This window comes from Mesorhizobium sp. LSJC285A00 (genome assembly GCF_000503155.1).
Lineage (GTDB): Bacteria > Pseudomonadota > Alphaproteobacteria > Rhizobiales > Rhizobiaceae > Mesorhizobium.
Map to the genome: position 1 here is coordinate 68,553 of NZ_AYVK01000018.1, position 27,000 is coordinate 95,552.

Sequence of the window (27,000 nt, forward strand, 5' to 3'; positions counted from 1 at the left end):
GGTCCCCGCTGCTTCGCAGCGTCCCAGCGTTTGTGACCTTTCATCGTGCCACTGGCACGATGAATTCGCTGCGCGAACCGGTCACTTACCCCTGTTCCTGCATACGGTGAGCGATCGCCCGATGCAGATCGGGCGCAGCCGCGACCAGCGCCCTGGCCGCCTCCGACTGCGGATGATCGAGCACGTCACCGGTCTTGCCGCGCTCGACGATCCTGCCGTCGTGCATGACCAGCACCTCATCGGTGATGGCGCGGGCGACGGTCAAATCGTGGGTGATGAAGAGATAGCCGATGCCGAGCTTCTGGTTGAGCTCTGCGAACAGATCGAGGATCTGGGCGCGGATCGAGACGTCGAGCGCCGAGACCGGCTCGTCGGCGACGACCAGCTTCGGCCTGGTGATGATGGCGCGGGCGATCGACAGGCGCTGGCGCTGGCCGCCGGAAAACTCATGCGGATATTTGTCCATGTCGCTGGTGCCGAGGCCGACCTCGTGCAGCGCATGCGCCACCATCTCGCGCCGCTCAGCCGGTGTCGGCTTCGTCTCCAGTACATGCAGCGGCTCGGCGACCAGTTTTACGACCTTCTGGCGCGGGTCGAAAGAGCCGTAGGGATCCTGGAACACGACCTGCATGTCGCGCCGCGCGGCTTTGAGCTCGGCCTCGCTTTTGCCGGTTATGGTCTCGCCGCGAAAGCGGATCGTTCCCGATGTCGATTTGTCGAGCGCCAGGATCATGCGGGCAAGCGTTGACTTGCCGCAGCCGGAGCGGCCGACCAGCGCCACCGATTGGCCCGGCGCCAGCGACAAGGACACGTCGTCGACGGCGCGGATCGGAGCCGCTGACTTGAACAGGGAGGTGCGCCGGCCCGGATAGTCCCGTGTCACGCCTTCGACCTCAAGCAGCGGTTTGCCCTGGCCGGCGGCGTGAACCTTGGCGCGCGCGGGCACGTGCATGGAGGCCAGCGCCAGCTGGCGCGTGTAGGGATGCAGCTGTTCCGACAGCGTGCGTGCGGTGTCGCCGGCTTCCATCACCTCGCCATGGCGCAGAATGGTGATGCGGTCGGCCATTTCGGTGACGACCGCGAGATCGTGCGAGATCAACAGCAGGCCCATTCGGTTTTCGCTGACAAGGCCGCGCAAGAGGTCGAGGATCTGCGCCTGCAGCACCACGTCGAGCGCCGTGGTCGGCTCGTCGGCGATGAGCAGCTTGGGTTTCAATGCGCAGGCAATGGCGATGACGACGCGCTGGCGCTGGCCGCCCGACAGTTCGTGCGGATAGCGCGACAGCGGGAATTTGGCCTCCGGCAGGCCAACGCGGTCGAGCATTTTGCGCGCGCGGTCTTCGGCGTCGGCACGGCTTGCCCTAGTGTGCCAGCGTATGCCTTCGGCGACCTGCTCGCCGATGGTCTTGACCGGGTTGAGCGCCGTCATCGGCTCTTGGAACACCATGCCGATGTCGTCCCCACGCAGCGCGCACATCTGGTCCTCGGTTGCGGCCAGAATATCGATGCCGTCGAAGGTCACGCGGCCGGTGGCGCGCGCCGCATGCGGCAGAAGCTGCATGATGGTCAGCGCCGTCATCGATTTGCCGGAACCGGATTCACCGACCAGGCCCATCACCTCGCCGGGCGCGACGGAGAGCTCGACCCCTTTCAGGATCGGCGTGTCGCCGACGGCCAGCGACAGGTTCTCGATCTGCAGCAGGCTCATCGCTGCCGCCGCGATTTCGGGTCGAGTATGTCGGCGATGCCGTCACCGAGCAGATTGAGCCCAAGCACGGTGATGACGATGGCCATGCCGGGGAAGATCGCCATCCAAGGCGCCACCACCATGCGCGTCTGCGCGTCGAACAGCATGCGGCCCCAGCTCGGCATTGGCGGCTGGGCGCCGAGGCCGACATAGGAGAGACCGGCTTCGGCCAAAATGCCGAGCGCGAACTGGATGGTGCCTTGCACCAGAAGCAGCGTGGCGATGTTGGGCAGCACGTGCTCGATTGTAATCTGCGTCTTGCTCTTGCCGGCGGCGCGCGCGGCGAGAATGAACTCGCGTGGCCAGATCGCCAGCGCGCCGGCCCGGGCGACGCGCGCAAACACCGGGATGTTGAAGATGCCGATGGCGATGATGGCGTTGATTGCGCCCGGTCCGAAGATGGCGGTGATCATGATCGCCGACAGCAGCGCCGGGAAGGCGAAGACGAGGTCGTTCAGCCGCATCAGCGCCTCGTCGACAAACCCGCCGCGCGCCGCGGCGAAGGCGCCGAGCGGCACGCCGACGCCCATGCCGATGCCGACCGCGACCAGCGCCACGGCAATCGAGTTGCGGGCGCCGACCATGATCATCGACAGGATGTCACGGCCGAAATGATCGGTGCCGAACCAGTGCGCCGAAGAAGGCGCCAGCGTCTTGTCCGAGATCACCAGTTTGGTCACGTCGTAGGGCGTCCAGACGTAGGAGATGACCGCGATTGCAGCCACCAGCACCGTGATGGCGAAGCCGATGAGGAAGGAGCGGTTGCGGAAGGCCTTGGCCAGAATGCTGCCCAACGTCTCCTGCGGGATGTCGATGTGCAGCGTCATTGCCGGCCTCGAAGGCGCGGATCGACGATGGCGTAGGAGACGTCGACGACGAGGTTAACGGCAATGACGGCGACGACCAGCAGCATGACGATGCTTTCGACGACGATCAGGTCGCGCTGAGTGATCGCCTGGAACACCAGCCGTCCGAGGCCGGGGAGATAAAAGACGTTCTCGATGATGATGGTGCCGGCGAGCAGGAAGGCGAATTGCAGGCCCAGAATGGTCAGAACCGGGATCATCGCGTTGCGCAGCGCGTGCCGCCATAGTACGGCACGATAGGGCAGGCCCTTGGCGCGGGCGGTGCGGATATAATCCTCGTTCAGCACCTCGAGCAGCGCGGAGCGGGCAACGCGCGCCAAGATCGCCGCCTGCGGCAGCGCAAGTGCTACGGCCGGCAGCAGCAGCGATTTCAGCGCCGGCCAGACACCGGCGCTCCAGCCGGGAAAGCCGCCGGCCGGCACCAGCCGCAGCCAGACGGCAAAGAGGTAGATCAACATCAGCGCGAACCAGAAGTTCGGGATGGCAACGCCAAGCTGGGCGGCGCCCATGGCGATCGTATCGCCGGCCCGGCCGCGCCGGCTGGCGGAAAAGAGCCCGACGGGAATGGCGATGACGGTAGAGAGCGCCAGCGCGATCAGCGCCAGCGGCAGGGAAACCGCCATGCGTTCGCGGACAAGGTCGATGACCGGCACCGAATAAGTGTAGGAGCGGCCGAAATCGAGGCTGAGCAGACCGCCGACCCAGTGGAGGTAGCGCAGGAAAAGCGGCGCGTTGAGGCCCATCTGGTTGCGCAGGAGTTCGACCTGCTCGGCGCTGGCGTTGAGGCCAAGCATCAGCCGCGCCGGATCGCCGGGCAGGATTTCGAGCACGGTGAAGACGACCATCGAGGCCAGGATCAAGGTGGCGATGGCAATGGCGAGGCGTTGGAGGAGGTAGGCGGTCATGGTGGAGGGAATGGTGCGTTGCCAAGTGCGATGACTGAGCAAAGGCAGCGTTCTGTCACACCCCCCTCTGTCCTGCCGGACCCGGCCCTTCGCTGTCGCTTCGGGCGTTCGTTGTTCGGAAAGCCAAGCAGTTGGCTTTCCGTCCGCTGCGCGGACCACTCCTCACCCCCCGCAAGGGGGGAGATCAGCAGTTTCCGTGTCGTCGACCAGCGTTCAACGTTCGCGATAGGCGAAAGCGGAGATGATAGCCCGATCTCCCCCCTTGCGGGGGAGATGCCCGGCAGGGCAGAGGGGGGTGTGACGGAGCGCAAACGCCGCCCTTTGGCCCGCCGCCTCAATCCGCCCACTTCACCTTGGTCAGGTCATTCGCCTGGATCGGCGCGTTTTCCCACAGGCCCTGCAGCTTGGCGTCCCAGACGCCGACCTTCGGCAGTTCATAGAGGAACCCCACCACGGCGTCGTCGGCCAGGATCTTCTGTGCTTCGCCGAGCAGCGTGTTGCGCTTGGCGTCGTCGGAGGTGAGGTTCAGCTCGGCGATGATCTTGTCGAAGGCGGGGTTGTCGTAGTTGAAGTAGTAGTCCTTGCGCGAGTAGATATCGATGTCGTTGGGCTCGGTGTGGGAGACGATGGTCAGGTCGTAATCCTTCTTGGTGAACACCTGATCCAGCCACTGCGCCCATTCGACCGGAATGATTTCCAGGTCGATGCCGACGTCGCGCAGCTGCGAGGCGATGATCTCGCCGCCAAGCCGTGCATAGGAAGGCGGCGGCAGTTTCAGCGTCGCCTTGATGCCGTTTTCGAAGCCGGCTTGCTTCAGCAGCTCCTTGGCCTTGTCGACATTGTGCGGGTACAGGCCGGTGAGGTCGACATAGGCCTTGCTGGCGGGCGACATGTGCGAGCCGATCGGCACGCCGAGGCCGGCCGAGGCGCCGTCGATGATCGCCTTGCGGTCGAGCGCGAAGGCAATTGCCTGCCGCACCTCGAGCTTGTCGAAAGGCGGCTTCTTGTTGTTGATCGCCAGAATAGTCTCGCCCTCAGTCGAGCCGATCACCACCTTGAAGCGCGGATCGTCCTTGACCTGCGCGACGCTGTCGGGATCGAAGAAAGGGAAAGCCTGGATGTCGCCGGAGAGCAGCGCCGGCACGGCGGCAGCGGCGTCGGGAACGATGCGGAACTCGGCCTTGTCGAGGAACACCGGGGCGCCCCAGTAAGTGTCCGATTTCACCAGCGTGATCGACGAGCCCTTGGCCCAGCTCTGGAATTTGAACGGGCCGGTGCCGATGGGCTTTTCCTTGTTGGTGTCGGCGCTCTCGGGCGCCACAATCACCGCGTCGCCCCAGCCCAGATTGTAGAGGAACGACCCCTGCGGGTTCTTCAGCGTCACCTTGACCGTCGTCGGATCGACGACTTCGACCGTATCGATGGAGGCGAACAGGGCTTTTTGCGCGTTGACCGAATTGTCGGCGCGGGCGCGGTCGAGCGAGAACTTCACGTCGCCGGCGTCGAAATCGCTGCCGTCATGGAATTTGACGCCGGTGTGCAGCTTGAAGGTGTAGACCTTGCCATCGTCGGAAATGGCCCAGCTCTCGGCAAGGTCGGGCAGCACTTCGCCATTCGGACCGATGCGGGTCAGGCCCTCGAAGACGTTGGCGTAGAGCACTTCGTCGATCGCCGCGGCAGCACCGGCGGTCGGATCGAGATGTGGCGGCTCGAGCGTAATGCCGATCACCAGGTCGGTGCGTGCGGCAAATGCCTGACTGCCGGCCAGTGCCAGCACCGCGGCGGCAAGAATGGTTTTCCACAATTTCATCGTGCAACTCCCAAATGCTCGAACCCTGGTTCGATAGAAGCGTGATTTCGAGGTGGAGTAAATTGCGTTTCGTGCTCCGCAGCGGCGCGGGGAGGAATGTTTTTTCAGCGAAGTCGATGGTTCAGTCCGCGGCCGTGCCTCTGAGCAGCACATTGAGCCCGATCGCCATCACCTTGGCCGACTCCACCATATCAGAGATACCGACCCATTCGTCGGGCCGGTGGGCGAGGTCCAAAATGCCCGGGCCATAGGCGATGCAATCATAGATGTGGCCGATGCGGGCGATGTGCTTCTGGTCGTAAGTGCCTGGTGAAATGACATAATCCGGCTCGCGGGCGAAGATCGCCATGATGCCTTGCGCCACCGCCTTGACCACCGGCGCATCGCGCTCGGTCATCAGCGGCAGCACCTCCATCAGGTCGCGAATCTCGTAGTCGAACTTTTTGCGCTCGCGCTTCAGCCGGTCGAGGATATCGGTCACCTCGCTCTTGACCGTGGCAAGGTCCTCCTCGAGCAGGAAGCGGCGATCGATGGTCAGCCGGCAGGCGTCGGGCACGTTGGGTGAGGGCAGGCCGGGGCGGAAATCCTCAGTCTGGCCGCCATGGATCGAGTTGATGTTCATGGTCGAGCGCTTTGCGCCTTCGGGCACGACAGGCATGCGCGTCACCTTGCGGTCGAGCGCCGGAAACAGTTCATCCTCGAAGGCCTGCAGCACGGCGCCCATGTGGCGCACGGCATTGTCGCCGAGGAACGGCATCGAGCCATGCGCGATCTCGCCCTTGGTCTCGATCTCCGCCCACCAGACGCCGCGATGGCCAAGACAGATGCGGTCCTTGTTCAGCGGCTCGGGGATGATGACGTGGTCGACCTTGGGTTTCGAGAAATAGCCAAGCTTCGCCAGATGGGCGACGCCGCCGAAGCCGCCGGACTCTTCATCGACGGTGCCGGAGATTTCGATGGCGCCAGGAAAGTCGGGGAATACCTCCATGAAGGCTTCCGCCGCGATGATCGAGGCGGCCATGCCCCCTTTCATGTCGCAGGCGCCGCGCCCGTAGACCTTGCCGTCCTTCACCACGCCGGCAAAGGGATCGACGCTCCAGCCCTCGCCGGCTTCGACCACATCGATGTGCGAGTTGAAATGGACGCAGGCCCCAGGCGAGCGGCCGTCGAAGCGGGCGACGACATTGACGCGGGGATAGCGGTCGGTATCGCCGGGCGTGCCTTCGGCGCGGATGAATTCGGTTTCGAAGCCAAGCCTGCCTAGGCGCGCACCTATATATTCGACGCAGGGGCGATAGGCTTCGCCAGGCGGGTTGATGGTCGGGAAGCGGATCAGGTCGGCGGTCAGTGCGACCAAGTCATCAACACGGGCGTCTATCGCTTTGAAGAGTCGTTCGTTCATTCCCGGATTTGAGCAGGCAAGGGGGTGGTTTTGCAAGCATCGCGCCACTGGCGCCGAAACTTCGTGTCGCAGCGGCAACTATGGCGGGAAAATCGTTCAAATTCGCTGCTTTAGATTGGCGAATTTATCAAGGAGTGTGTGTTAGATCACTCACCTGTCGTTAAAAAGATGAAAAACCGCATGATGACAGGGCAGGCAAGGGGCATCAAAGGGGTTTGATCTCATGACTAAAATCGTTCTCATGGCAGCTGCTTTTGCGGCGATGCTGTTCGGCACGTCCATCGAAAGCAGGGCTGCCTCGCTGGTGGCCAGCATCGACGTCTCGTCGCAGACCATGACCGTCAGCCAATACGGCCAGGTGCTTTATCGCTGGAGCGTGTCGACCGCCCGCAGTGGCTATTTCACGCCGCGCGGCACCTATCGGCCGCAACGCACGGCGCGGATGTGGTATTCGAAGAAATACCACATGTCGCCAATGCCTTACTCGGTGTTCTTCCATGGCGGCTACGCCATCCACGGCACCGGCGCGGTCAGGCAGCTAGGGCGTCCGGCATCGCATGGCTGCGTGCGGCTGCACACCGCCAATGCCGCGATGTTCTATGCGATGGTGCGCGAAGTCGGCTTCGGCAATACGCGGATCGTTGTGACGAACTGAGGCTTTCGACGACTTAAGATTGACGCTGCCCCTGGCCGGTGGCGTTGGCCTGTCCGCGCCGGCGGCGACGCCGGCCCGAGATTTCCCACCTTTTGTGGAACCACATCCACTGTCCCGGATCCTCGCGCACCCAGCGCTCGACCACGTCGGCGAGCAGTTGGGTGGTGGCCGCGACATCGACGCTGCCGCTTTCATTGCGCGGCAAGGTCAGCTTGTCCTCGATCTCGAGGCGGAAGCGGTTGCCAGGCAGCCGCACACATCGCGCCGGATAGACGTCGCAATCATAGTGACGAGCGAGCATGCCCAGAACCGGATTGCTCTGGCATGGGCGATTAAAGAAGATCGTCTCCAGTCCGCTGGAGAATTTCTGGTCGACCAAAACGCCGATATTGCCGCCTTTCTCCAGAATCGACGCCAACGCGAAGGAGGCGCCGGTCGAAGACGGCAGCAAGGCGCCCATGCTCGAACGCCGCGTCGAATGGATATAATCGGCGAGGTAGGGATTGTTCGGCGGACGAAACAGCGCCGTGATCTTCATGCCGAACGTCGCGGCAGCCACCGGCAGCAATTCAAAATTGCCGAGATGGCCGGTGAACAGGATATGCGGTTTGTCCTCGCCAGCTATCTGATGGAAATGATCGGCGCCACCGACTTCGACGCGGCCGGGCGTCGCTGCGTTCGGATCATAGTCGAAGAGCGCGTCAAGAAAGATGTATTCGGCGGCGAGCCGGGCCATGTTGCCCCACATGTCGGAGGCGATGGCCTCGATCTCGACATCGCTCTTTTCGGGATAGGCAAGGCGCAGATTGCTGATGGCGACGCGGTGGCGCCCGACGCGCGGACCGATGCGGCGTGCGGCGCGGTCGGCAAAATTGAGCGCGCTGTCGGCGGNGCGGTGGCGCCCGACGCGCGGACCGATGCGGCGTGCGGCGCGGTCGGCAAAATTGAGCGCGCTGTCGGCGGGCAAAAGGCGCAGCAGCGAAATGATCGTCATCGCCGCACGCGCAACCAGCCAGTGCTCCATCTGGCGCAGCCGCCTGCCATAGCGGAACATGAAGTCCCGGCGGGCTTTCTTGAACACCTTGCCGACCATGGTCCTAAGAAACGCGCAGGATGATCTTGCCGAACACGTCGCGGCCTTCCATGCGCTTCAGCGCGGCGTCGATGCCGTCGAAGCCGACCTCGGTGTCGATAACAGGTGCTACCTGTCCCGCCGCCATCTTCTGCATGGCGTTGGCCATGTTCTCCATGCGGCAGCCGAAGGACCCGAGCAGCTTCAGCTGCTGCTGGAACAGCTGCATCAGATTGATCTGGGTCGACACGCCGGAGGTCGAGCCGCAGGTAACGAGCCGGCCGCCGCGCTTGAGGCACAGCATCGAGGCGGCAAAGGTGTCGGCGCCGACATGTTCGAACACGACATCGACGCCCTTCTTCCTGGTGAGCTTGCGCACGACGCCTTCGAAACGATCGTCGCGGTAGTTGATGACATGGTCGGCGCCGAGCGCCTTGGCCTTGTCGATCTTGTCGTTGGAGCCGACCGTGGTGATGATGGTGCAACCCATGCGCCTGGCCAGCTGGATCGCCGCCGAGCCGATGCCGGAGCCCCCGGCATGGATGAGGATGGTTTCGCCGGGCTGCAGATTGGCATTGTCGAACAGCATGTGCTCGACGGTGCCGAACGTAACGGGTGCGACAGCCGCGCCGACATCGCTCACGCCGGGAGGGGCCGGGACCAGCAGGCGCGCCGGCAGGTTGATCTTCTCCTGCGCAAAGCCGTCGAGATGGAAGCCGTGGACGCCCGAGACATGTTCGCAGAGATTGTCACGGCCTTCGCGGCAGGCGCGGCAAAGGCCGCAGGTGCGCGCGCCGTAGATCGACACCAATTGTCCGGGCAGCAGGCTGGAGACGCCGGGGCCGACAGCCTCGACCTCGCCGGAGGCCTCGGCGCCGACGACCAGCGGCAGCTTACGCTTGGCGAACGCCATCCCACGCCAGCCCCAGACGTCGATATGGTTCAGCGCCACCGCCTTGATGCGCAGCGTGACTTCGCCCAATGCGGGGGGCGGCGGGGGCGGCAGGTCCACCGTTTCAAGACGGCGGTCCTCGATAAGTTGCAGTGCGCGCATGGGGCCTGTCAGTTCAGTCTGGCTGAAAAAGGTCGCTTAGACCGGTTCCCGCGCCATGACAAGGCAAGTGTTCTGGCCGCCGAAGCCGAACGAGTTCGAGAGCACGGTGCCGACTTCGGCATTGCGCTTCTTGTTGGGCACCACGTCGAGCACGATTGCCGGGTCGGGATTGTCGTAGTTGATGGTCGGCGGAATGACGCTTTCGCGCATGGTCATCAGCGAAAACGCCGCTTCGACAGCACCCGCCGCCGACAGCGTGTGGCCGATCATCGACTTGTTGGACGAGACCGGCATCGAGCCGATGCGATCGCCGAACACGGTCGACAGCGACAGATGCTCCATCTTGTCGTTTTCCGGTGTCGAGGTGCCGTGAGCGTTGACGTAGTCGATCTCGTCCTTGCTCAAGCCGGCATCGGCAAGGGCGGCGCGGACTGCTGCGATCGCCGGCGAACCGTCGGGCTTGGAACGGGTGCGATGGAAATCGTCAGCCTTTTCACCGCAGCCGCGCAGGATGCCGAGAACGCTGGCGCCCCGGGCAAGGGCTGCCTCAAGCGATTCCAGCACCAGCGCGCCGGAGCCTTCGGCCAGCACAAAGCCGTCGCGGTCCTTGGAGAAGGGTTTTGACGCCTTTTCAGGGATGTCATTGTGGGTCGACAGCGCCGAGAGCAACGAAAAGCGGATCAGCGCCTCGGCGGTTGCCGAACCGTCGGCGCCGATGGACAGCGCCCGGTCGCATTCGCCGCGGCGGATCGCTTCGACGCCGAGCTGGATGGCGGTGGCGCCCGAAGCGCAGGCCGTCGACAGCGTGATCGGCAGGCCGCGCGTGCCAAAGCGGTCGGCCAGCCGGTCGGCGATCGCGCCGAACTGCGTGCTTGCGAACGTATCTGTTTCCTTCAGCCCGCGCGCCACCCTAAGCAGCCTTTCGGCGCCGGCGCCTTTGCCGTCGGAATTGTAAAGCGCGAAGCGGTCGTGCCAGTCGAGTTCGACCGGCGGCGAGGCGAGGAAGAGCGGGCCACCGAAATCAGAGGAATCGAGGCCGGATTCGGCCACCGCCTCATTCGCGGCGGTTTCGGCCAGTTCGTAGGTCAGCAGGCTGGCGCCTTTCGAGCTTGAGTCGAGGAAATCGACCATGCCGGAGATGCGAGTGTTGAGGTGGTCGACGGGAAAGCGGGTGATCGGGTGGATGCCCGATTTGCCGGAGGTCAGTGCCGCCCAGTTATCGGCCTTGCCGATGCCGAGCGAGGTTACCACGCCGATGCCGGTGACGGCGACGATCGGCCTGCCCATGTGATCTCTGAGATTGGCCATCCGGAACCTCTTACTTTGCAGCATGATCGCGCAGCGCTGCTTCAAGCAGCGTTGACCAGCGCCATGCCCTCGAATTGGTGATAGCCGATCGCCGTTGCGAGCACGGTTTCGGGAATGCCTTCGAACCGCTTCTCGGCCGCGGCGTCGAAAACGGGGTAGGCGGCCTTGCGGTCGACGGCCAGGGCGGCGAGGGCGACCGCGAATGGAAACTGCGCTTCCTTCATATGCCCGGTCAGCGTGGCGAAGCCGCGCGCCGATATCGCCGGATTGGCATCCAGCGCTGACTTTTCGGCTGACGTTGCGGTATGCGCCCCGGATGCGCCCGACAGGGCCAGCAACTTGCCGTTCGGGAGAGCCGCCTGTTTGAGCAATGCCGCGATCTCGGCGTCAAGCTCGCCGCGCGAGCGCCGGGCGCGGCCTGAGACGACCAGTCCGAGCTCGGCATAGATTTTCCGCCCACGCCTTTGCGCGTGTTCGCGCTGCTCCAGCACCAGGAAGGCGCCACCGGAGCCGGAGACCAGGCCACCGCCCTCGGCGCCCTGTCTCTGCCAGACCGGCTTCCATGGGCCGCGATGCAGATAGCCGGCCAATTCATAGCCGAGCAGCATGTCGGAATGTTCGGTCTGGAAGGCGCCACCTACCAGTATGTGGGTCGACTGTCCGGAGCGGATGCGCGCCGCGGCGGTCTCGACGGCGGCGACGCCGGCACCTTCCTCGCCCATGAAGGTCCTCGACGATCCCGTCACCTTGTGGACGATGGAGATGTTGCCGGCGAGCAGATTGGAGAGCTGGGCCAGGAAAAGCGTCGGCCGCAATTCGGTGGTCAGCTTCTCGTTGAGCAGCACGTCGCGGTCGTTGCGGCTCTCGGACGCGGCGAGGATGGCGGCATCGACCGCCTCGTCTCGCTCGCCGCCGCCGGCAGCGACAACCATGTCCATGGTCGTGCAGAGCTCGTCATTGCCCTTGATGCCGGCGTCGTCCAGCGCCATGCCGGCGGCATAGGTGCCCAGCCTCTGCCATGTTTCCATCTGCCGCTGGTCGCCGCGCTTGGCGATCTGCAGGTTCCAGTCGATCTCCGGCAGTGGATGCACGGTGTAGGGCGCAAAGCGCGCGGCTTCGAGCACCGGCTGCAGGCCGGGCTGCGCCAGCTTCTGCCAGTGGGTATCCGGACCCTCTCCCAGCGAGGAGACAAGGCCGATACCGGTGATGACGACGTCGCGAGGGCTGCTCATGAGCGGCTTTGTGGGTCAGGCGGCGCAGCCCGTCAAGGCCGCGCGCCAGCCGGTATCAGGCGGTCTTGGCGGCGACCAGCGCGTCGATCTTGGCGCACAGGTTCTTCATGACGAAGTAATCGTCGGTCGAAGCCTTGCCGTCATTGACTTCCTGGGTCCACTTTTCCAGCGGCACCTTGATGCCGAATTCCTTGTCGATGGCAAAGACGATATCGAGGAAATCGAGACTGTCGATGCCGAGATCGTCGATCGTGTGGCTCTCGGGAGTGATGGTGTCGATATCGATCTCGCTGGTGTCGGCAATGATCTTGGCGACTTTGTCGAACGTGGTGGACAAGGGCTCTTCCTTCGGTTGCGGGCGGAATCTGTCCGCATCTGGTTTGGGCGCTGTCTAATCGGTTTTTCCCGGCAGGAAAAGGCCTGATGCGCGGGGCGCAGATGGTATGGCCTTCCCATAAAGACAAGAAGGGCTGCCCGACAAGCCGGCGGCCCTTCCAGTTGACGTTACGTCAGATCAGTTTTTAGGGAGCTTGACCACTGGCTTTCTCAGAACGTGACGCGGCCGAGCACGCGCAAGCCATCGCCCTGCGGCTCGACCACCACCGCTTCGCCCTCGCGCGGCGAGACGCCGGTCAGCGCGACGATGTTTTCGAGATGCGTGACCATGACCAGATTGTCGGAACCGGTGTAGGCGCGGATTTCCTTCATCACCGCGTCGAGCTGCGCGGCCTTCTCGGTCGGATCGCTCCTCAGGAGGTCGAGCGGCGCAAAAAGCTCCGGCTCCGCTTCGAAGGCGATGCGGGCAGTGTCGAGGCAGCGGCAGTAGCGGCTGGACAGCACCCGCTCGATGGGGGCGGCACGGGCGCCGAACAGCGCGCCGATCTTGCTCGCCTGCTGCTTGCCGCGCGCCGATAGGTTGACCTGGGTGGCGCAGTTGTCGATGACGAAATTGGCGGGGTCGGTGGTGCCGGTGACCAGTGCGTGGCGAAGCAGCACGACATGGCCGCCGTCACGCAGCAGCGCCCAGCCGGCGTCGGTCGCGTGGGCAACGGCGGGAACAGCAAGCAGGAACAGCGACAGCACAAATCGAATCATCGAAACCTTTCCGGGAGCCGGATGCCGGCTCCGGTCATTCTGATATAGGGATCGGAAAGCCGGCACAAAGACAAGCGAAAGGCGAACCCTCGGTTCGCTTCACATTTTCGCCATTTGCTTCTTCGCCAGCTCGATCTTCTGATCGGTGAGCGGGATAGGGATCGTGTAGCCGGCTTCGGTGAAGCCCTGCTTGGCGTTCTCGAAGAATTCGATCGCCTTGAGATATTCCGGCTTGCCCGCGCCATAGCTGGCGCGGTTCCAGTGGACGTCGCCGATATTGTTCTGCTCGAAGGCCCACTGCAGCGGCTGACTTTCGCGCGTAAACACCTTCAGCGCCGCCGTGAACGCCGCTTCGGCGTCGTTGAGATATTTGTCGGTCCGCTGGAGATTGCCGAGGTTGAGCAGGCTCATACCGATGCCATTTTGAGCGTTGGCCCAGTCGACCGGCGCGGCCTCGATGGTGAGTATTTCGAGCGCTGCCCGCCGCGCCGCAATCGAATCCTGCAGGGTCTTGGCATCGCCATTGCTCATGCTCAACCAGTGCAGCGTCGAGCCCAGGCCGGCCTGGGCCATTGCCCATTGCCGCGGGTTCGTCTCGCGCTTGTACTCGCGCAACGCATTGCCGTAGGCGTCGACCGCCTCGCTGTAATGCTCGGGCTTGTCGGTGACGCCGCCGAGAAGCTGCAGCGTGTTGCCGAGATTGTAGTAGCTCATCGCCCAGTCCTGCGGGAACTTCCGCCTGACATAGACCTGCCGTGCCGCCTGGAAGGCTGCCGCCGACTGTTCCAGCTTGGCCGCATCACGCGTGCGCTGGCCCAGCGTCTGATAGATCGAGCCGAGATTGTTCTGGGCTGACGCCCAGTCCATCGGGAAGCGCTTGCGGGTAAACACCGTCAGAGCGTCGTCATAGGCAGCAGCAGCTTCTTCGAGCGTAGCCGTGCCCATATCGAAGCGGGCGATACCGCTCAGCGCATTGCCCAGGTTGAGGCGACTGGTCGCCCAGGACACCGGGAAAGTTTCGCGGGTTCGCACTTCCAGCGCGGCGCGAAACGCGTCGGCCGCCTCGTCGATCTTCGCCTTGTCGTTGAGCTGGATGCCAAGCGTTACAAGCGTGTTGCCGAGATTGTTCTTGACCATCGCCCATTCCACGGGTGCTTTCTCGCGTGTGTATTCCTCAAGCGCCAGCCGGTAGGCTGCTTCCGCCTGGGTGAGATGCTCGCCGGCAGACTCACGCTCGGAGAGTGCATAGAGCGCGAGGCCTAGATTGTTCTGCGAACCGGCCCAGTCCAACGGCAGCTTGTCGCGCGGACGCTTCTCAAGGGTGGCGCGCGTCGCCGCCACCGCTTCATTGAGACGCTTCGGGTCGCTCTCGCGTTCGCCGATCTTCAGAAGCACGTTGGCCAGGTTGTTCTGCGCCGCGGCCCAGTTGCGGTCGTCCTTCTCGCGCTCGAACACCACCAGCGAATCGCGGAAAATCACCGCCGCTTCTTCGAGATGCGCAGTCTCGGTTTCGCGCTCTCCAGTGGTCTGCAGCACCACCGCCATGTTGTTGCGGGTGATTGCCCAGTCGCGATTCTGTTCGCCGTTGGGGATGAAGTTCAAGATGGTGCGATAGGCCTCGATGGAGTGCTGCAGCGCATCGAGGTCGCCGGTGGCGTAGCCATGAGCGTTCAACGCCTCGGCCTCCTGGTTCTTGTAGTTCCAGCGCAGCTTTTCGTCCCACTTCTCGACCAGAGAATACGCCTTGGCATAGTCGTTGGCGGCGGATTTGTAGTCGAAGACCAGCGCGGCGGCGTCGGCGCGTTTGGCATAGATGGCGGCGTCGGCGATGCGCTTTTGCCGGAGCAGGTCCTCGGCCTCGTCCACCGCACCGCTGTTTTCCTCGATCCGGCCGACCGCGTCGTCGAGGAATTTGCGCGCCGTCACCATGGCGCCCTGGCCGATGGCTTTGTCGGCGGATGCGACGAGGCGACTGATCTCAGGATCGTCGGTGCGCAGCGCGGCGCGCTCGGCCATCATCTTCTTCAGACGCTCGGCCTGGCTGTCCAGCACCTTCTGCAGGTCGTTCGGGTCCTCCGGGATCTTTTCCGTGCCGAGCGCCTTGAGCACGCCGTAGAGAGCGTCAAGGGGCACGCCGTCCTGCAGAGAAGCCAACTCCACCTGAGCCCGCTTGGGATCGGGCAGGTCGGAAATGGTCAGCAGCAATTGCCGCCGCTCACCGGTGATCAGCCCGTCGTCGCCGGTCGGTTCCGGCGGCGCGACGCCGAAATAGAGCAGGCGACGCAGGCTCTCGCTGACCCAAGGTCGCTGCTTTGCCTTGGTGTCGAGATAGACCTCCTCGGTGACCATGCGCATGACCGAGCCGAATTCCGTGCCTTTCATCGCGGTGAGGTGGCGCAGCAGGGCGGCGGCGTAGGGGCTGTTTTCGCCGGCGGCGCCATCAAGTGCGGGTCGGCCCGGCTCGGCGGCGAAGCCGACCACGGTTCCCAGGCTGGCATCATCCACTGAGGCACTGGCAAGCGCCTTGGCGCCGCGCACCGGTTCCAGCCCGCCGGCGCCGACAGGCTCGGCGGAAGCCGTCGGCCCGCGTCGCACGACCGCGTCCGGCGGAAACGGGTTGGTGCGGCAGGCGTCAAGCAGCACGATCGTCACCGGCACGGTCTTTTTCAGCTCGTCCATGACGGCTGAAATCGGCACCAGCGCCTCACCGGCATTTTTCAACGACGAGACGTCGGCATCGACCGGCACCAGATAATTCTCGCCGCCCGCCTCGATGCCGTGGCCGGAATAATAGATGAAGGCGACGTCGGCGCCTTCGGCGTCCTCGACAAACCGATCGAGATCGCGCTTCAGCTTGGCGGCATCGCGATCGGTGACGTTGCGGGCGTCGAAGCCGAGGTCGGTCAGCATCTTGGCCATATCGCGGGCGTCGTTGGCCGGGTTGGCAAGGGCTGCGATGTGTTCGTATTTCGACTGGCCGATGATCAGCGCCACGCCCTTGAGACTTTTGGTCTCGGCGGCCTGGGCCACAGATACGCCAAGGCAAAGCAGCATAGCTACGAAAGCCGCCAGCCACCCCTGTCTGACCAGCCACACTTGTCTGACCAGCCACTCCTGTCTGACCAGCCACTCCTGTCTGAAATGACGCTGTTTCGGCGTCGCAACCATTCGCTGTGTGTCCGCCCTGATGATCCCAAGCCTGTATAGCGCTGCCACCCGACCATGATCAAATTCAGGCGCCGGGCGGATCGAGGATCAGTTTCTGAAGATCATGGCGATTGCGCTGGAATCCGGGCTCGCCTATCCCTGAAAAAATGTCTCCGCTTACCGAAACCGTTCTTTTCGTCTTCAGCCTCGTCGCGCTCGGCTATGTCACCGGGCTCACCGGCTATCTGAAACCGGCCAGCGGGGACGGCATCTCCGAATTCGCCATCAACGTGGCGATGCCGCTGCTGCTGTTTCGGACGATGGTGAATTCGGATTTCCACGGCGTGGCGCCTTGGTCGCTGTGGGGTGCTTATTTCGCGGCAGTTGCAATGACATGGGCCGCCGGCCATCTGGTGACGACACGGATCTTCGGGCGGGACGCGCGCACCGGCATCGTCGGTGGAGTGTCGTCATCCTTCTCGAATGTGGTGTTGCTGGGCATTCCCTTCGTTCTCGGCGTATTCGGGTCCAGCGGATTCGAAGTGCTGTCGCTGCTCGTTTCCGTGCATCTGCCGACCATGATGATGGCTTCGATCATCATGTTCGAGATATTTGGCCGCGGCGGCAGCGAGCCCGTACACCCGCTGCGCATCATCCAGAGCTTTCTGAGAAGACTGTTCACCAATCCGTTGATCATCGGCATCCTGGCCGGGCTGGCATGGCGCCTCACCGGCGCGCCGCTGCCGAACCTTGCCACGCGGCTGGTCGATGCGCTGGCTAACACCGCCGGGCCGGTGGCGCTGTTCGCCATGGGGCTCAGCCTGCGCCGTTTCGGCATTTCCGGTAACATCCGACCGGCGCTGGCGCTGTCGACGCTGAAACTGTTCCTGATGCCGGCGCTGGTCCTCGGCCTGGTCTGGCTGTTTGGCCTGCCGCCCTTGACGGCCAAAGTGGCGGTCGTGGTGGCGGCGCTGCCGTCCGGCATCAATTCCTATCTCATCGCCGTGCAGTTCAACACCGGCCAGGCGCTGGCGTCGAACCAGATGACCATCGCCACGGCAAGCGCGGTTGTTACAACCGCCTTTTGGCTGACGGTGGTGGTTCATGTCTTTGGGTAGGCTTGGTCTTTTGTAAGGCTGTCTTTGGCAAGGCTGGTCTTTGGCAAGGCTGGTCTTTGGCAAGGCTGCGGCCCAAACTAATTTACATGTGAATTTTCTCTGGCGTTTGGCTGGCCCAAAGCCTATATGCCATCTTGCAATTGCTTGCCGAGCTTGCCCTAGGTAAAGAGCAGTGGCTCAGCGTGTCGGGCATCCAGGCCATTGCGCGCGCTCATCGAAGACATCCACAGACCGGCCCGTCAGTGCGCCGAACGGAGGCTAGACCATGCTGCAGAAAACCAGCCATTTCATGCGCCAGGCCAATCTCATCAATGGCGAATGGGTGCAGGCCGACAGCGGCCAGACGGTCGACGTCAACAACCCGGCCACCGGTCTCAAGATCGGCACCGTGCCGAAGTCGGGCAAGGCGGAAACCCGCCGCGCCATCGAAGCCGCAAGCGAAGCCTTCAAGACCTGGCGCAAGACGACCGCGCTCGAGCGCTCGAAGCTGTTGCGCAAGCTGCATGACGCGATGATGGACAATCAGGATGTGCTGGCCGAACTGCTCACCATCGAGCAGGGCAAGTCGCTCGCCGAATCCAAGGGCGAGATCGGTTCCGCTGCCGCCTACATCATGTGGTTTGCCGAGGAAGGCCGCCGCACCTATGGCGATGTCGTGCCATCACCATGGGGCGATCGCCGCATCCTGGTGACCAAGGAGCCGGTCGGCGTCATTGCCGCCATCACGCCGTGGAATTTCCCCTCCTCGATGCTTGCCCGCAAGCTTGGCCCCGCGCTTGCCGCCGGCTGCACCGCCGTGGTCAAGCCGGCCTCGCAGACGCCGTATTCCGGCCTTGCATGGGGCGCGCTCGCCGAGGAGGTCGGCTTCCCAAAGGGCGTCATCAACATCCTGACGGGTGCTGCCGGCGAAATCGGCGACGAGATCTGCGCCAATCCGCTGGTGTCGAAGATCACCTTCACCGGCTCGACCGAGATCGGCAAGCTGCTGATTCAGAAGTCGTCCGTCACCGTCAAGAAGGTCTCGATGGAACTCGGCGGCAATGCGCCGTTCCTGGTCTTCGACGATGCCGACCTCGATCGCGCCGTCGCCGGCGCCATCACCGCCAAATACCGCAATTCAGGCCAGACCTGCGTGTGCACCAACCGCTTCCTGGTGCAGGCCGGCATCTACGACAAGTTTGTCGAGAAGCTGGCTGCTGCCAGTAATGCGCTGAAAGTTGGCTCGGGCCTGGAAGAGGGCGTGCAGCAGGGACCGCTGATCGACGTGAAGGCGGTCGAGAAGGTAGAGGAATTCATCGCGGACGCCACGTCGAAGGGCGGCAAGGTCGTTGCCGGCGGCAAGCGCCATGCGCTTGGCGGCTCATTCTTCCAGCCGACCGTCATCGCCGATGCGAAGCCTGACATGCGCTTCATGAAGGAAGAGATTTTTGGCCCGATCGCCCCGGTGTTCAAGTTCGAGACCGAGGAGGAAGCCATTGCACTCGCCAACGACACCGAGTTCGGCCTGGCCGCCTATTTCTACACCGGCGATCTCGGCCGCGCCTTCCGGGTCATGGAAGGCCTGAAATACGGCATGGTCGGCGTCAATGAAGGCCTGATCACCACGCCGGAAGCGCCGTTCGGCGGCGTCAAGGAATCGGGCCTCGGCAAGGAAGGCGGACATCAGGGCATCGAGGATTACCTCGACACCAAATATGTCTGCATCGGGGGTCTCGGCCTCTAAATCATTGACGGGGCAGGCCGCGCGCCTGCCCTTGCCAGACGACATTCAGCCGGACTGGAGCGGTTCAGCGTTTCACGGAATCGCCGAACCGCTCCAGTTCTTTGTTTTTTGCAATTCCGGACGGAAAACCGTTTCACACTTTTCCTGGAATTGCTCTAAGTCGATAGATCGACGAATTAGCATTTGGACATAGCGATGAAGGACGGCGAAGTCTTCGGCACGACGCAGGCAGGCGAATCCGTTCGCCGTTTCACCATCCGGGGCGGCGGCATCAGCGCCAACATCATCGGGCTCGGCGCAATCATCCAGGATCTGCGGCTCGCCGGCCACGATGCGCCGCTGGTGCTGGGCTACGATCGCTTCGAGCCTTACGAGACTGACCGGGCCTTCTTCGGCGCGGTCGTCGGCCGCTATGCCAACCGCATCCGCGACGGCCGCTTCACCATTGCCGGCCAGCGCTACCAGACCGAGCGCAATTTCCTCGGCAAGCACACGCTGCATGGCGGCTCGGAGGGCTTCTTCCACCGGCCGTGGACGGTTTCGCTGCACGGCCGGGATTTTGTCACGCTGACCCTGCACGATCCCGAGGGCACGATGGGCTTTCCCGGCGCGCTCGACGTCACCTGCACCTACCGGCTGAAGATTCCCGGCACGCTCTCGATGGAACTGACCGCCACTTGCGAGGAGCCGACGCTGTGCAATCTGGCGCAGCATTCCTATTTCAATCTCGACGATGGCGGCGCCGGTGACATTCTCGACCACCGGCTGATGCTGAATGCCGGCGCCTATACGCCGATCGATGGCGAGATGATCCCGACCGGCGTGGTCAAACCTGTCGACGGCACGCCCTTCGACTTCCGCCAGGCGCGGCCGCTGCGCATGGAAACGGAAGGCGAGCAGCTTCCCTACGACGTCAATTTTTGCCTGGCGTCAGCCCGGGGCCCGCTTCACCAGGTGGCGTGGGCGCAAGGCGCCAATTCCGGCGTCGAGATGGAGGTCTGGACCACAGAGCCTGGCCTGCAGCTTTACACCGGCCAGTATGTCGCGCCGACCTCGGGCGGCCTGGACGGACGGCGCTACAAGGCGTTTTCCGGCTTTTGCCTGGAAGCGCAGACCTGGCCCGACGCGCCGAACCGGCCCTATTTCCCACAGGCCACGCTGTGGCCGGGCCAGATCTATCATCAGGTGACGGAATATCGTTTCAGGCTTCCCTAAGGTCTTAGCCCTCGAAAGCGGTTCTTAGAACCTCGAACGGCGCCAGCGCGCCTCGCACCTGGACGACTGTGGCGGCGACGCGATGCGCGCGCTGCACGGCATCCGCCGGGGCATGGCCGGCCAGCCGGGCGGCGAGATAGCCGCCATTGAAGGAATCGCCGGCGCCGGTGGTGTCGACCGGGGTGGCGACATGCTGGGCCGGAACCGGCTGCAGGGCTCCGCCAGTGGCGATCAGCGCGGGTTCCTCGCCATTCTTGACGACGACTTCGCCGACCAGTTTTCCGAACCGCTCGGCGGTCGCTTGCGGTGCCGAGTCGCCGAACAGCATCTGCTCGTCGGGAAAGGTCGGTAGCGCGATGTCGGCGACGGCAAGCGCGTCGAGGATCGCGGCTTGCGCCTCCTCGCGGCTCTGCCACAGGCGCGGCCGGTAGTTGGGGTCGAAGGCGACGAGCGAACCGGCAGCCCGCGCCTTGGACACTTCCGCCAGCAACGTCTTGCGCGCGGCGGCATCCAGAATTGCCAAGGTGATTCCGGAAAAATACACAAGAGCCTGGTTTTCAAGGCTTTTTGCCAAGGCGGGCGGGTCCGAGGCGAGCCGCCTGGCCGCCGCGTCGCTGCGCCAGTAGGTGAAGGCGCGTTCGGCGCCGGTCAAGGTGATGGCGTAGAGGCCGGGCCGCGCGCCTGGGATGACCGGGCTGGCGCCGATGTCAATGCCGTTTTCGGCGAAGAACGAAATCTGGCCCTGCGAGAAGGGATCGTCGCCGAAGGCCGAGACATAGGTCGCCGGCCGCTCGCCGCTCAGCGCATGCAGCGCCCACAGCGTGTTGAACGTGTCGCCGGCAAAGCCCATGCGCCAGTTCGGCCCGGCCTGGCCGGACAATTCGAGCATGCATTCACCGATCGAAGCGACGCCGTCTGCTGCCATGTATCTGTCTCCGGATCAGTTCGCTGCTGTAGCTTTTTGCGGCCGGCAGCGCCATGCTTGGCGGCGGCGGTTTTTTGCGCCAGAAGCGTTTTCCCACAGAAGCGGGGACGCGAATTGCTTCCCGAGACGTTATGCCCAGAAGAGGAACCGGTTTGGCATCGATATGGCGTTATCTTCTTGCGGGCGTTGGTCTGGCCGCCTTGCTGGCTGGCATATTGGCGATCGTCTATCTGACCGCGCCGCAGTCGGCGCCGAGCCCCGATGTTTCGCGCTCGAAGAAGACGGCGAACGGCTTGTTTGTCGCCAGCATTCAGCCGGAACGCGGCGTTATCCGGCAAGGCGAACTGCAATCCTGGTTGCTGACCCTGAAGACGGTCAACGGCGATTCCGTGGAAGGTGCGGCGATCTCGGTGTCCGGCGGCATGCCGCAGCACAATCACGGCTTGCCGACCAGTCCGCAGGCGACCGATTATCTTGGCGAGGGGCGCTACAGGATCGAGGGGCTGAAATTCACCATGAGCGGCGTGTGGCAGTTGCGCTTCGCCATTTCGGCGGCGGCCGGTTCCGACACGGTCGTCTTCAACGTGGTGCTGTGAGCGGATGAACGGCCTGTTGCGCCTTCTGGCATTGGCGGCGGTCGTGCTCGTTGCCGGCTGCGGCAAACCGGATTTTTCCGATGCCGAGAAGAAGACCATCGCTTCGCTGGCGCTGAACACCTTGCCGGCGCTCAAACCCGACACCACCAACCGCTTCGCCGACGTGCCGGCCGCCGCCGCCCTGGGCTCCACTCTGTTCTTCGACCAGGGGATGAGCCGTGACGGGAACGTATCCTGCTCGACCTGCCACAAGATCGACCGGCAGTTCCAGGATGACCTGCCGCAATCCGTCGGCGTCGGCCGAACCAACAGGCGCTCGATGCCGCTGGCCGGCATTGCCCGCAATCCGTGGTTCTTCTGGGATGGGCGGCGCGACAGCCTGTGGGCGCAGGCGCTGACGCCGCTGGAAAATCCGCTCGAGCAGGCGGGAAACCGCGCCGCCTTCGCCCATTACATCCAGAAGCGCTTTGGTGCGCGCTACGAGCGCATCTTCGGGCCACTGCCGGATCTTTCCGCCGTGCCGGCCCACGCCAGCCCGCTTGGCAACGAGGCCGAGCAGGCGGCCTGGAAGGCGATGACCCCAACTCAGGCTGAGGGCGTCAACCGCGTCTTTTCCAATATCGGCAAGGCGATCGCCGCCTTCGAACGGTCGATCGAACCGGCACAGACGCGCTTTGACCGCTTTGCCATCGATCTTGCGTCAGGCGCCAAGCCGAAAGCCGACGATGCCTTTTCGCAGGAGGAGATGCTCGGGCTGAAACTGTTCATCGGCAAGGCCAATTGCGTCACCTGCCATAACGGCCCGCGCTTCACCGACAACGCTTTCCACAACACCGGCGTGCGGCCGGTCAGGGATTTGCCATTGGATCGCGGCCGTTTCGATGCGGTGGCCCAGGTTCAGGCCGACCCATTCAACTGCTTCGGCGCCTTCCGCGATGGCGACGCCGGCGCCTGCGGAGAACTGCGCTTCATCGTCAAGGCAGCACCCGAACTGATGCGTGCCTACAAGACGCCGTCGCTCAGGGGCGCGGCGACGCGGCCGCCTTATATGCATGCCGGACAGTTTTCCTCGCTGGAGGAGGTGGTGGCGCACTACGCGAAGGCGGAGGCGGCCGTTGAAGGCACCTCCGAAGTGCACCCGTTGCAACTGTCGGATCGCGAACGCGCAGCGCTGGTGGCGTTCTTGAAGACGCTGTCGGACTGAAGAGTCAGCGATCCTTGACCGTCTCCATCGCCACGAAGGTCGAGGTCTGGGCGACGTGGGGGAGCGCCGAGATGCGCTCACCGAGAACACGGCGATAGGCGGCGATGTCGGTGGTACGGACTTTCAGGAGATAATCGAAGCTCGACGCCATCATGTGGCACTGCTCGATCTCCGGCACGGCCTGCACCGCGCGATTGAAAGCATCGAGCGCGGCCGAGCGTGTGTCCGACAGTTTGACCTGGACGAAGGCGACATGGCCTTCGCCCATGCGCTCGCGATCGATGATCGCCTGATAGCCCCTGATATAGCCGTCCTTCTCCAGGCGCTTCACCCGCGCCTGCACCGGCGTCTTCGACAGGCCGACCTTGCCGGCCAGTCCAGACATGGATAGCCGCCCGTCGCGCGCCAGCGCCGACAGGATGTTTCTGTCGATGCGGTCCAATTGGTCTTCTGTCACGGATATCATAGTCCACCTGATAACGATTCAACCGTAATGATAGACCGATCGGCCTGCCATGTCGATTTCTTTGGACCGGCCGAAAATGCGGCTCTGTGCTAGCTTGCGCCATTCGGTCCGGCGACCGCCGGCCCGCTCCCAGATGCTTGCTCAGCAGGGACCGCCATGCCGCTCGACACCATTCGCCAGCAGATCCGCGCCAACTACCTGCCCGACGAAGACGCGGCTGTGAAGCGCCTGGCTGCGGCGACAGAACTTTCGGCCGATGACCGCAAAGCCGTCTCGGCCCGTGCCGCGGATCTGGTGCGCGCGGTGCGCGGCTCGTCCGACCCGCGGCTGATGGAGGTTTTTCTCTCGGCCTACGGCCTCTCCACCAAGGAAGGCGTGGCGCTGATGTGCCTGGCCGAGGCACTGCTGCGCGTGCCTGACACCGAGACCATGGACGACCTGATCGCCGACAAGATCGCACCGCATGACTGGTCGGCGCATTCGGGCGGTTCGAGCTCGATCTTCGTCAATGCCTCGACCTGGGCGCTGATGCTGACCGGCCGTGTGCTCGATGAGGGCGAGGGCGGCATTGAAGGCACGCTGCGCTCGATGGTTCGCCGGCTGGGCGAACCGGTGATCCGCAAGGCGGTCGCCGCCGCCATGCGCGAAATGGGCGAGCAGTTCGTGCTTGGCCGCAATATTGCGGAAGCCGTCAAGCGCGGCAAGTCGATGATCCAGAAAGGTTATCTCTATTCCTTCGACATGCTGGGCGAGGCGGCCCGCACCGAGGCCGATGCGCTGCGCTACCATAAGGCCTATGCCGATGCGATCTCCTCGCTCGATTCAGGCTCCAACGGTCCCGATATCCGCCAGAACCACGGCATCTCGGTCAAACTGTCGGCGCTGCATCCGCGCTACGAAGAGGCACAGAAGGAAAAGATGCTGCCGGTGATGGCCGAGCGGCTGCTGTCGCTGGCGCTGGCCGCACGCCATTCGCGCATGGGCCTCAACATCGACGCCGAGGAGGCCGACCGGCTCGACCTGTCGCTCGATGTGATCGAGCGTGTGTTGTCCGAGCCGGAGCTTGCCGGCTGGAATGGCTTTGGCGTCGTCGTCCAGGCCTACGGCCCGCGCGCGGTCTTCACCATCGACTGGCTCTATGCGCTGGCGGAAAAGTACGACCGCAACATCATGGTGCGGCTGGTCAAGGGCGCCTATTGGGACACCGAGATCAAGCGGGCACAGACGCTGGGGCTTTCCGGCTACCCCGTCTTCACCCGCAAGGCCAACACCGATGTTTCCTACATGGCCTGCGCCAAAAAGTTGCTGTCGATGACCGACCGCATCTATCCGCAATTCGCCACGCACAACGCCCATACAGTCGCTGCCGTCCTGTCGATGGCTGACAACCGTGACGCTTTCGAATTCCAGCGCCTGCACGGCATGGGCGAGGCGCTGCATGAGACGGTGCGCCAGGCCGAAGGCACGCGCTGCCGCATCTATGCGCCGGTCGGCGCGCACTCCGACCTCTTGGCCTATCTGGTTCGCCGCCTGCTGGAGAATGGCGCCAACTCCTCCTTCGTCCATCAGCTCACCGACGAGGACGTCGAGCCGGAGGATATTGCGCGCGATCCGCTCGAGACGGTCGAGAGCCAGGGCCCCGCCGCCAATCCGGCAATCGCTCGTCCTGCGACGATCTTCGGCGCTGGTCGGCGCAACTCGAAGGGGTTCGACATCACCGATCCGGTGACGCTGGCGGCGATCGACAAGGCCAAGGCGGCCTTTGCCGGGCCCGAGCGCTGGCATGCCAAGCCGATCACGCGCGCCGCCGGCTACGGCAAGCAGCGCCCGGTGGTCAATCCGGCAAAGCCTGCCGAGATCGTCGGCACGGTCGCCGAAGCCGCTGCCAAGCAGGTCGCGACCGCGGTGCGCTTTGCTGTGGAAGCGCAGCCGGCCTGGGCGAAGCGTCCCGTCGCCGAGCGCGCCGCCATCCTCAACCGCGCCGCCGACCTCTATGAGGCCAATGCGGTCGAGTTTTTCGCGCTGGCTACAAGGGAAGCCGGCAAGTCGCTGGCCGACGGCGTGGCTGAAGTGCGCGAAGCCGTCGACTTCCTGCGTTACTACGCTGCCGAAGCGGCCAACAACGAAGCGGGCACCGAGGCGCGCGGCGCGATCGTGTGCATTTCGCCGTGGAATTTCCCGCTCGCCATCTTCACCGGCCAGATCGCGGCAGCGCTCGTCACCGGCAATTCGGTCATCGCCAAGCCAGCCGAACAGACGCCGCTGATCGCCTTCCGCGCCGTCGAGCTGCTGCGCGAGGCCGGCGTGCCGGAAGATGTGATCCAGCTTCTGCCGGGCGACGGCCCGTCGGTCGGCGGACCGCTGACCGCGGATCCGCGCATTGCCGGCGTCTGCTTCACCGGCTCGACCGAGGTTGCAAAGCTGATCGAGAAGCAACTGGCCGAGACAGCTGCGCCCGACGCCATGCTGATCGCCGAGACCGGCGGTCTCAATGCCATGATTGTCGATTCCACAGCACTGCCCGAACAGGCGGTGCGCGACATCCTGGCGTCCGCCTTCCAGAGTGCGGGCCAGCGCTGCTCGGCGCTGCGCGTGCTTTACGTGCAGAAGGATGTCGAGAAGAAGATGCTGGAGATGCTGAAGGGCGCCATGGAAGCGCTCACCATCGGCGATCCCTGGCAGATTTCGACCGATGTTGGGCCGGTCATCGATGACGAGGCGCAGAACTCGATCCGCGAGTATTGCACCAAAATGGGGCTGCAGGGCCGGCTGATCGCCAAGCTCGAAGCACCCAAAGATGGCCGCTTCGTTGCGCCGCATGTGTTCCGGGTCAAAGGCATCGAGGAGATGGAGCGCGAAGTGTTCGGTCCGGTGCTGCATGTCGCCAGCTTCGACGCCGACGGGATCGACGCCGTCATCGCCGCCATCAACCGCAAAGGCTATGGCCTGACCTTCGGCCTGCACACCCGCATCGAAGGCCGCGTCCAGCATTTCGTCGACGGCATCCATGCCGGCAACATCTATGTCAACCGCAACCAGATCGGCGCCGTCGTCGGCTCGCAGCCCTTTGGCGGCGAGGGGCTTTCGGGCACCGGGCCGAAGGCCGGCGGGCCGCATTATCTCCGGCGGTTCCGCAAGGGGCCGGAGGCGGGCACGGAGATTGCCGAGGGCCACAAGGTGACGGCGACCGAACTGGCCGACAATCTGCCCGATCCGACGCTTGGCGGCTGGTCGACGCGGCCGGACCGCATCGCCATCTTGAGAAAGCATCTGCGCGGCAAGGGCGCTGCAGCGATCGGCGCTGCAGCCGCCATCGATTTCGGCCAGGTCGACCTGCCCGGACCGACCGGCGAGGCCAACACGCTGTCGCTGTCGCCGCGTGGCCGGGTGCTGTGCCTCGGTCCGGACGCCGACACGCTGCTTGCCCAGACGATCCAGGCGCTGGCCGCCGGCAATGCGG

General features: G+C 64.1%; 21 protein-coding genes. 7 read left to right on the forward strand and 14 right to left on the reverse strand.

Features of this window, described 5'->3' with window-relative positions; genetic code table 11:
• Positions 1-85: 85 nt before the first annotated feature.
• The 5 genes from X726_RS152590 to X726_RS152570 all read right to left on the reverse strand — a co-directional run bounded on the left by X726_RS152590 (position 86) and on the right by X726_RS152570 (position 6,730).
• Entirely contained in the window at positions 86-1,708 is a 1,623-nt protein-coding gene (locus tag X726_RS152590) for a dipeptide ABC transporter ATP-binding protein (RefSeq protein ID WP_023670432.1), read from the reverse strand.
• Positions 1,705-2,574 (reverse strand): ABC transporter permease, encoded by an 870-nt coding sequence (locus X726_RS152585; protein WP_023670433.1) that lies wholly within the window; start codon positions 2,572-2,574, stop codon positions 1,705-1,707. The genes X726_RS152590 and X726_RS152585 overlap by 4 nt, the downstream gene beginning before the upstream one ends.
• Positions 2,571-3,518: an ABC transporter permease gene (locus tag X726_RS152580; RefSeq protein ID WP_023670434.1), complete on the reverse strand. Its 948-nt coding sequence runs from the start codon at positions 3,516-3,518 to the stop codon at positions 2,571-2,573. The genes X726_RS152585 and X726_RS152580 overlap by 4 nt, the downstream gene beginning before the upstream one ends.
• Before the next feature lie 334 nt (positions 3,519-3,852).
• Entirely contained in the window at positions 3,853-5,328 is a 1,476-nt protein-coding gene (locus X726_RS152575) for an ABC transporter substrate-binding protein (RefSeq protein ID WP_023670435.1), read from the reverse strand.
• Between the two features lie 121 nt (positions 5,329-5,449).
• Complete coding sequence (locus X726_RS152570) at positions 5,450-6,730, reverse strand: acetylornithine deacetylase/succinyl-diaminopimelate desuccinylase family protein (RefSeq protein WP_023670436.1); 1,281 nt, start codon at positions 6,728-6,730, stop codon at positions 5,450-5,452.
• A 223-nt stretch (positions 6,731-6,953) separates the two neighbouring features.
• On the opposite strand from X726_RS152570, the gene X726_RS152565 reads away from it, so the two are divergent.
• Entirely contained in the window at positions 6,954-7,385 is a 432-nt protein-coding gene (locus X726_RS152565; protein ID WP_023681747.1) for a L,D-transpeptidase, read from the forward strand.
• A 13-nt stretch (positions 7,386-7,398) separates the two neighbouring features.
• On the opposite strand, the gene X726_RS152560 is transcribed toward X726_RS152565, so the two are convergent.
• The 7 genes from X726_RS152560 to X726_RS152530 all read right to left on the reverse strand — a co-directional run bounded on the left by X726_RS152560 (position 7,399) and on the right by X726_RS152530 (position 16,314).
• The gene (locus X726_RS152560; protein WP_023670438.1) at positions 7,399-8,478 is read right to left on the reverse strand and encodes a lipid A biosynthesis lauroyl acyltransferase; all 1,080 of its coding nucleotides are present in this window, start codon (positions 8,476-8,478) and stop codon (positions 7,399-7,401) included.
• 4 nt (positions 8,479-8,482) lie between these two features.
• A complete protein-coding gene (locus tag X726_RS152555; protein ID WP_023670439.1) occupies positions 8,483-9,511 on the reverse strand; it encodes a zinc-binding dehydrogenase in 1,029 nt (342 codons plus the stop codon).
• A gap of 36 nt (positions 9,512-9,547) precedes the next feature.
• On the reverse strand, positions 9,548-10,819 hold the full coding sequence (locus tag X726_RS152550) for a beta-ketoacyl-ACP synthase (protein WP_023706061.1): 1,272 nt from the start codon (positions 10,817-10,819) through the stop codon (positions 9,548-9,550).
• Positions 10,820-10,860: 41 nt separating this feature from the next.
• Positions 10,861-12,051 (reverse strand): beta-ketoacyl-ACP synthase, encoded by a 1,191-nt coding sequence (locus X726_RS152545; protein ID WP_023670441.1) that lies wholly within the window; start codon positions 12,049-12,051, stop codon positions 10,861-10,863.
• A 55-nt stretch (positions 12,052-12,106) separates the two neighbouring features.
• Positions 12,107-12,388 (reverse strand): acyl carrier protein, encoded by a 282-nt coding sequence (locus X726_RS152540; protein ID WP_010909964.1) that lies wholly within the window; start codon positions 12,386-12,388, stop codon positions 12,107-12,109.
• Positions 12,389-12,597: 209 nt separating this feature from the next.
• Positions 12,598-13,146: a histidine phosphatase family protein gene (locus X726_RS152535; RefSeq protein WP_023670442.1), complete on the reverse strand. Its 549-nt coding sequence runs from the start codon at positions 13,144-13,146 to the stop codon at positions 12,598-12,600.
• A gap of 99 nt (positions 13,147-13,245) precedes the next feature.
• Entirely contained in the window at positions 13,246-16,314 is a 3,069-nt protein-coding gene (locus X726_RS152530) for a caspase domain-containing protein (protein ID WP_245272121.1), read from the reverse strand.
• Between the two features lie 146 nt (positions 16,315-16,460).
• Between X726_RS152530 and X726_RS152525 the strand changes: the two genes are divergently transcribed.
• The 3 genes from X726_RS152525 to X726_RS152515 all read left to right on the forward strand — a co-directional run bounded on the left by X726_RS152525 (position 16,461) and on the right by X726_RS152515 (position 20,349).
• Positions 16,461-17,411 carry an AEC family transporter gene (locus X726_RS152525; protein WP_023670444.1) on the forward strand — a complete coding sequence of 317 codons (951 nt, stop codon included), beginning with the start codon at positions 16,461-16,463 and terminating at the stop codon, positions 17,409-17,411.
• Positions 17,412-17,676: 265 nt separating this feature from the next.
• Positions 17,677-19,134, forward strand: a complete 1,458-nt coding sequence (locus X726_RS152520) for an NAD-dependent succinate-semialdehyde dehydrogenase (RefSeq protein WP_023670445.1) — start codon at positions 17,677-17,679, stop codon at positions 19,132-19,134.
• Positions 19,135-19,323: 189 nt separating this feature from the next.
• Positions 19,324-20,349: an aldose epimerase family protein gene (locus X726_RS152515; RefSeq protein WP_023700297.1), complete on the forward strand. Its 1,026-nt coding sequence runs from the start codon at positions 19,324-19,326 to the stop codon at positions 20,347-20,349.
• A gap of 4 nt (positions 20,350-20,353) precedes the next feature.
• Here X726_RS152515 and X726_RS152510 read toward each other — a convergent pair whose 3' ends face one another.
• Positions 20,354-21,274: a sugar kinase gene (locus X726_RS152510; protein ID WP_023670447.1), complete on the reverse strand. Its 921-nt coding sequence runs from the start codon at positions 21,272-21,274 to the stop codon at positions 20,354-20,356.
• Between the two features lie 152 nt (positions 21,275-21,426).
• Here X726_RS152510 and X726_RS152505 point away from each other — a divergent pair, with 152 nt between their 5' ends.
• Together X726_RS152505 and X726_RS152500 are read left to right on the forward strand one after the other, a co-directional pair.
• Complete coding sequence (locus X726_RS152505; protein WP_023670448.1) at positions 21,427-21,870, forward strand: FixH family protein; 444 nt, start codon at positions 21,427-21,429, stop codon at positions 21,868-21,870.
• 4 nt (positions 21,871-21,874) lie between these two features.
• On the forward strand, positions 21,875-23,074 hold the full coding sequence (locus X726_RS152500; protein WP_023670449.1) for a cytochrome c peroxidase: 1,200 nt from the start codon (positions 21,875-21,877) through the stop codon (positions 23,072-23,074).
• A gap of 4 nt (positions 23,075-23,078) precedes the next feature.
• On the opposite strand, the gene X726_RS152495 is transcribed toward X726_RS152500, so the two are convergent.
• On the reverse strand, positions 23,079-23,540 hold the full coding sequence (locus X726_RS152495; RefSeq protein ID WP_023670450.1) for an Lrp/AsnC ligand binding domain-containing protein: 462 nt from the start codon (positions 23,538-23,540) through the stop codon (positions 23,079-23,081).
• Positions 23,541-23,696: 156 nt separating this feature from the next.
• On the opposite strand from X726_RS152495, the gene putA reads away from it, so the two are divergent.
• The coding region (putA, locus tag X726_RS152490; protein WP_023670451.1) for a bifunctional proline dehydrogenase/L-glutamate gamma-semialdehyde dehydrogenase PutA at positions 23,697-27,000 on the forward strand (3,304 nt) is incomplete at its 3' end.

Excerpts from the sequence above, each read along its gene's own strand:
- X726_RS152510 (WP_023670447.1), bottom strand. The coding sequence starts at position 21,274 with ATGGCAGCAGACGGCGTCGCTTCGATCGGTGAATGCATGCTCGAATTG.
- X726_RS152555 (WP_023670439.1), bottom strand. The coding sequence starts at position 9,511 with ATGCGCGCACTGCAACTTATCGAGGACCGCCGTCTTGAAACGGTGGAC.
- X726_RS152520 (WP_023670445.1), top strand. The coding sequence starts at position 17,677 with ATGCTGCAGAAAACCAGCCATTTCATGCGCCAGGCCAATCTCATCAAT.
- X726_RS152575 (WP_023670435.1), bottom strand. The coding sequence starts at position 5,328 with ATGAAATTGTGGAAAACCATTCTTGCCGCCGCGGTGCTGGCACTGGCC.
- X726_RS152530 (WP_245272121.1), bottom strand. The coding sequence starts at position 16,314 with ATGGTTGCGACGCCGAAACAGCGTCATTTCAGACAGGAGTGGCTGGTC.
- X726_RS152545 (WP_023670441.1), bottom strand. The coding sequence starts at position 12,051 with ATGAGCAGCCCTCGCGACGTCGTCATCACCGGTATCGGCCTTGTCTCC.
- X726_RS152535 (WP_023670442.1), bottom strand. The coding sequence starts at position 13,146 with ATGATTCGATTTGTGCTGTCGCTGTTCCTGCTTGCTGTTCCCGCCGTT.
- X726_RS152570 (WP_023670436.1), bottom strand. The coding sequence starts at position 6,730 with ATGAACGAACGACTCTTCAAAGCGATAGACGCCCGTGTTGATGACTTG.
- X726_RS152585 (WP_023670433.1), bottom strand. The coding sequence starts at position 2,574 with ATGACGCTGCACATCGACATCCCGCAGGAGACGTTGGGCAGCATTCTG.
- X726_RS152550 (WP_023706061.1), bottom strand. The coding sequence starts at position 10,819 with ATGGCCAATCTCAGAGATCACATGGGCAGGCCGATCGTCGCCGTCACC.
- X726_RS152580 (WP_023670434.1), bottom strand. The coding sequence starts at position 3,518 with ATGACCGCCTACCTCCTCCAACGCCTCGCCATTGCCATCGCCACCTTG.
- X726_RS152590 (WP_023670432.1), bottom strand. The coding sequence starts at position 1,708 with ATGAGCCTGCTGCAGATCGAGAACCTGTCGCTGGCCGTCGGCGACACG.
- X726_RS152500 (WP_023670449.1), top strand. The coding sequence starts at position 21,875 with ATGAACGGCCTGTTGCGCCTTCTGGCATTGGCGGCGGTCGTGCTCGTT.
- X726_RS152565 (WP_023681747.1), top strand. The coding sequence starts at position 6,954 with ATGACTAAAATCGTTCTCATGGCAGCTGCTTTTGCGGCGATGCTGTTC.
- X726_RS152495 (WP_023670450.1), bottom strand. The coding sequence starts at position 23,540 with ATGATATCCGTGACAGAAGACCAATTGGACCGCATCGACAGAAACATC.
- X726_RS152525 (WP_023670444.1), top strand. The coding sequence starts at position 16,461 with ATGTCTCCGCTTACCGAAACCGTTCTTTTCGTCTTCAGCCTCGTCGCG.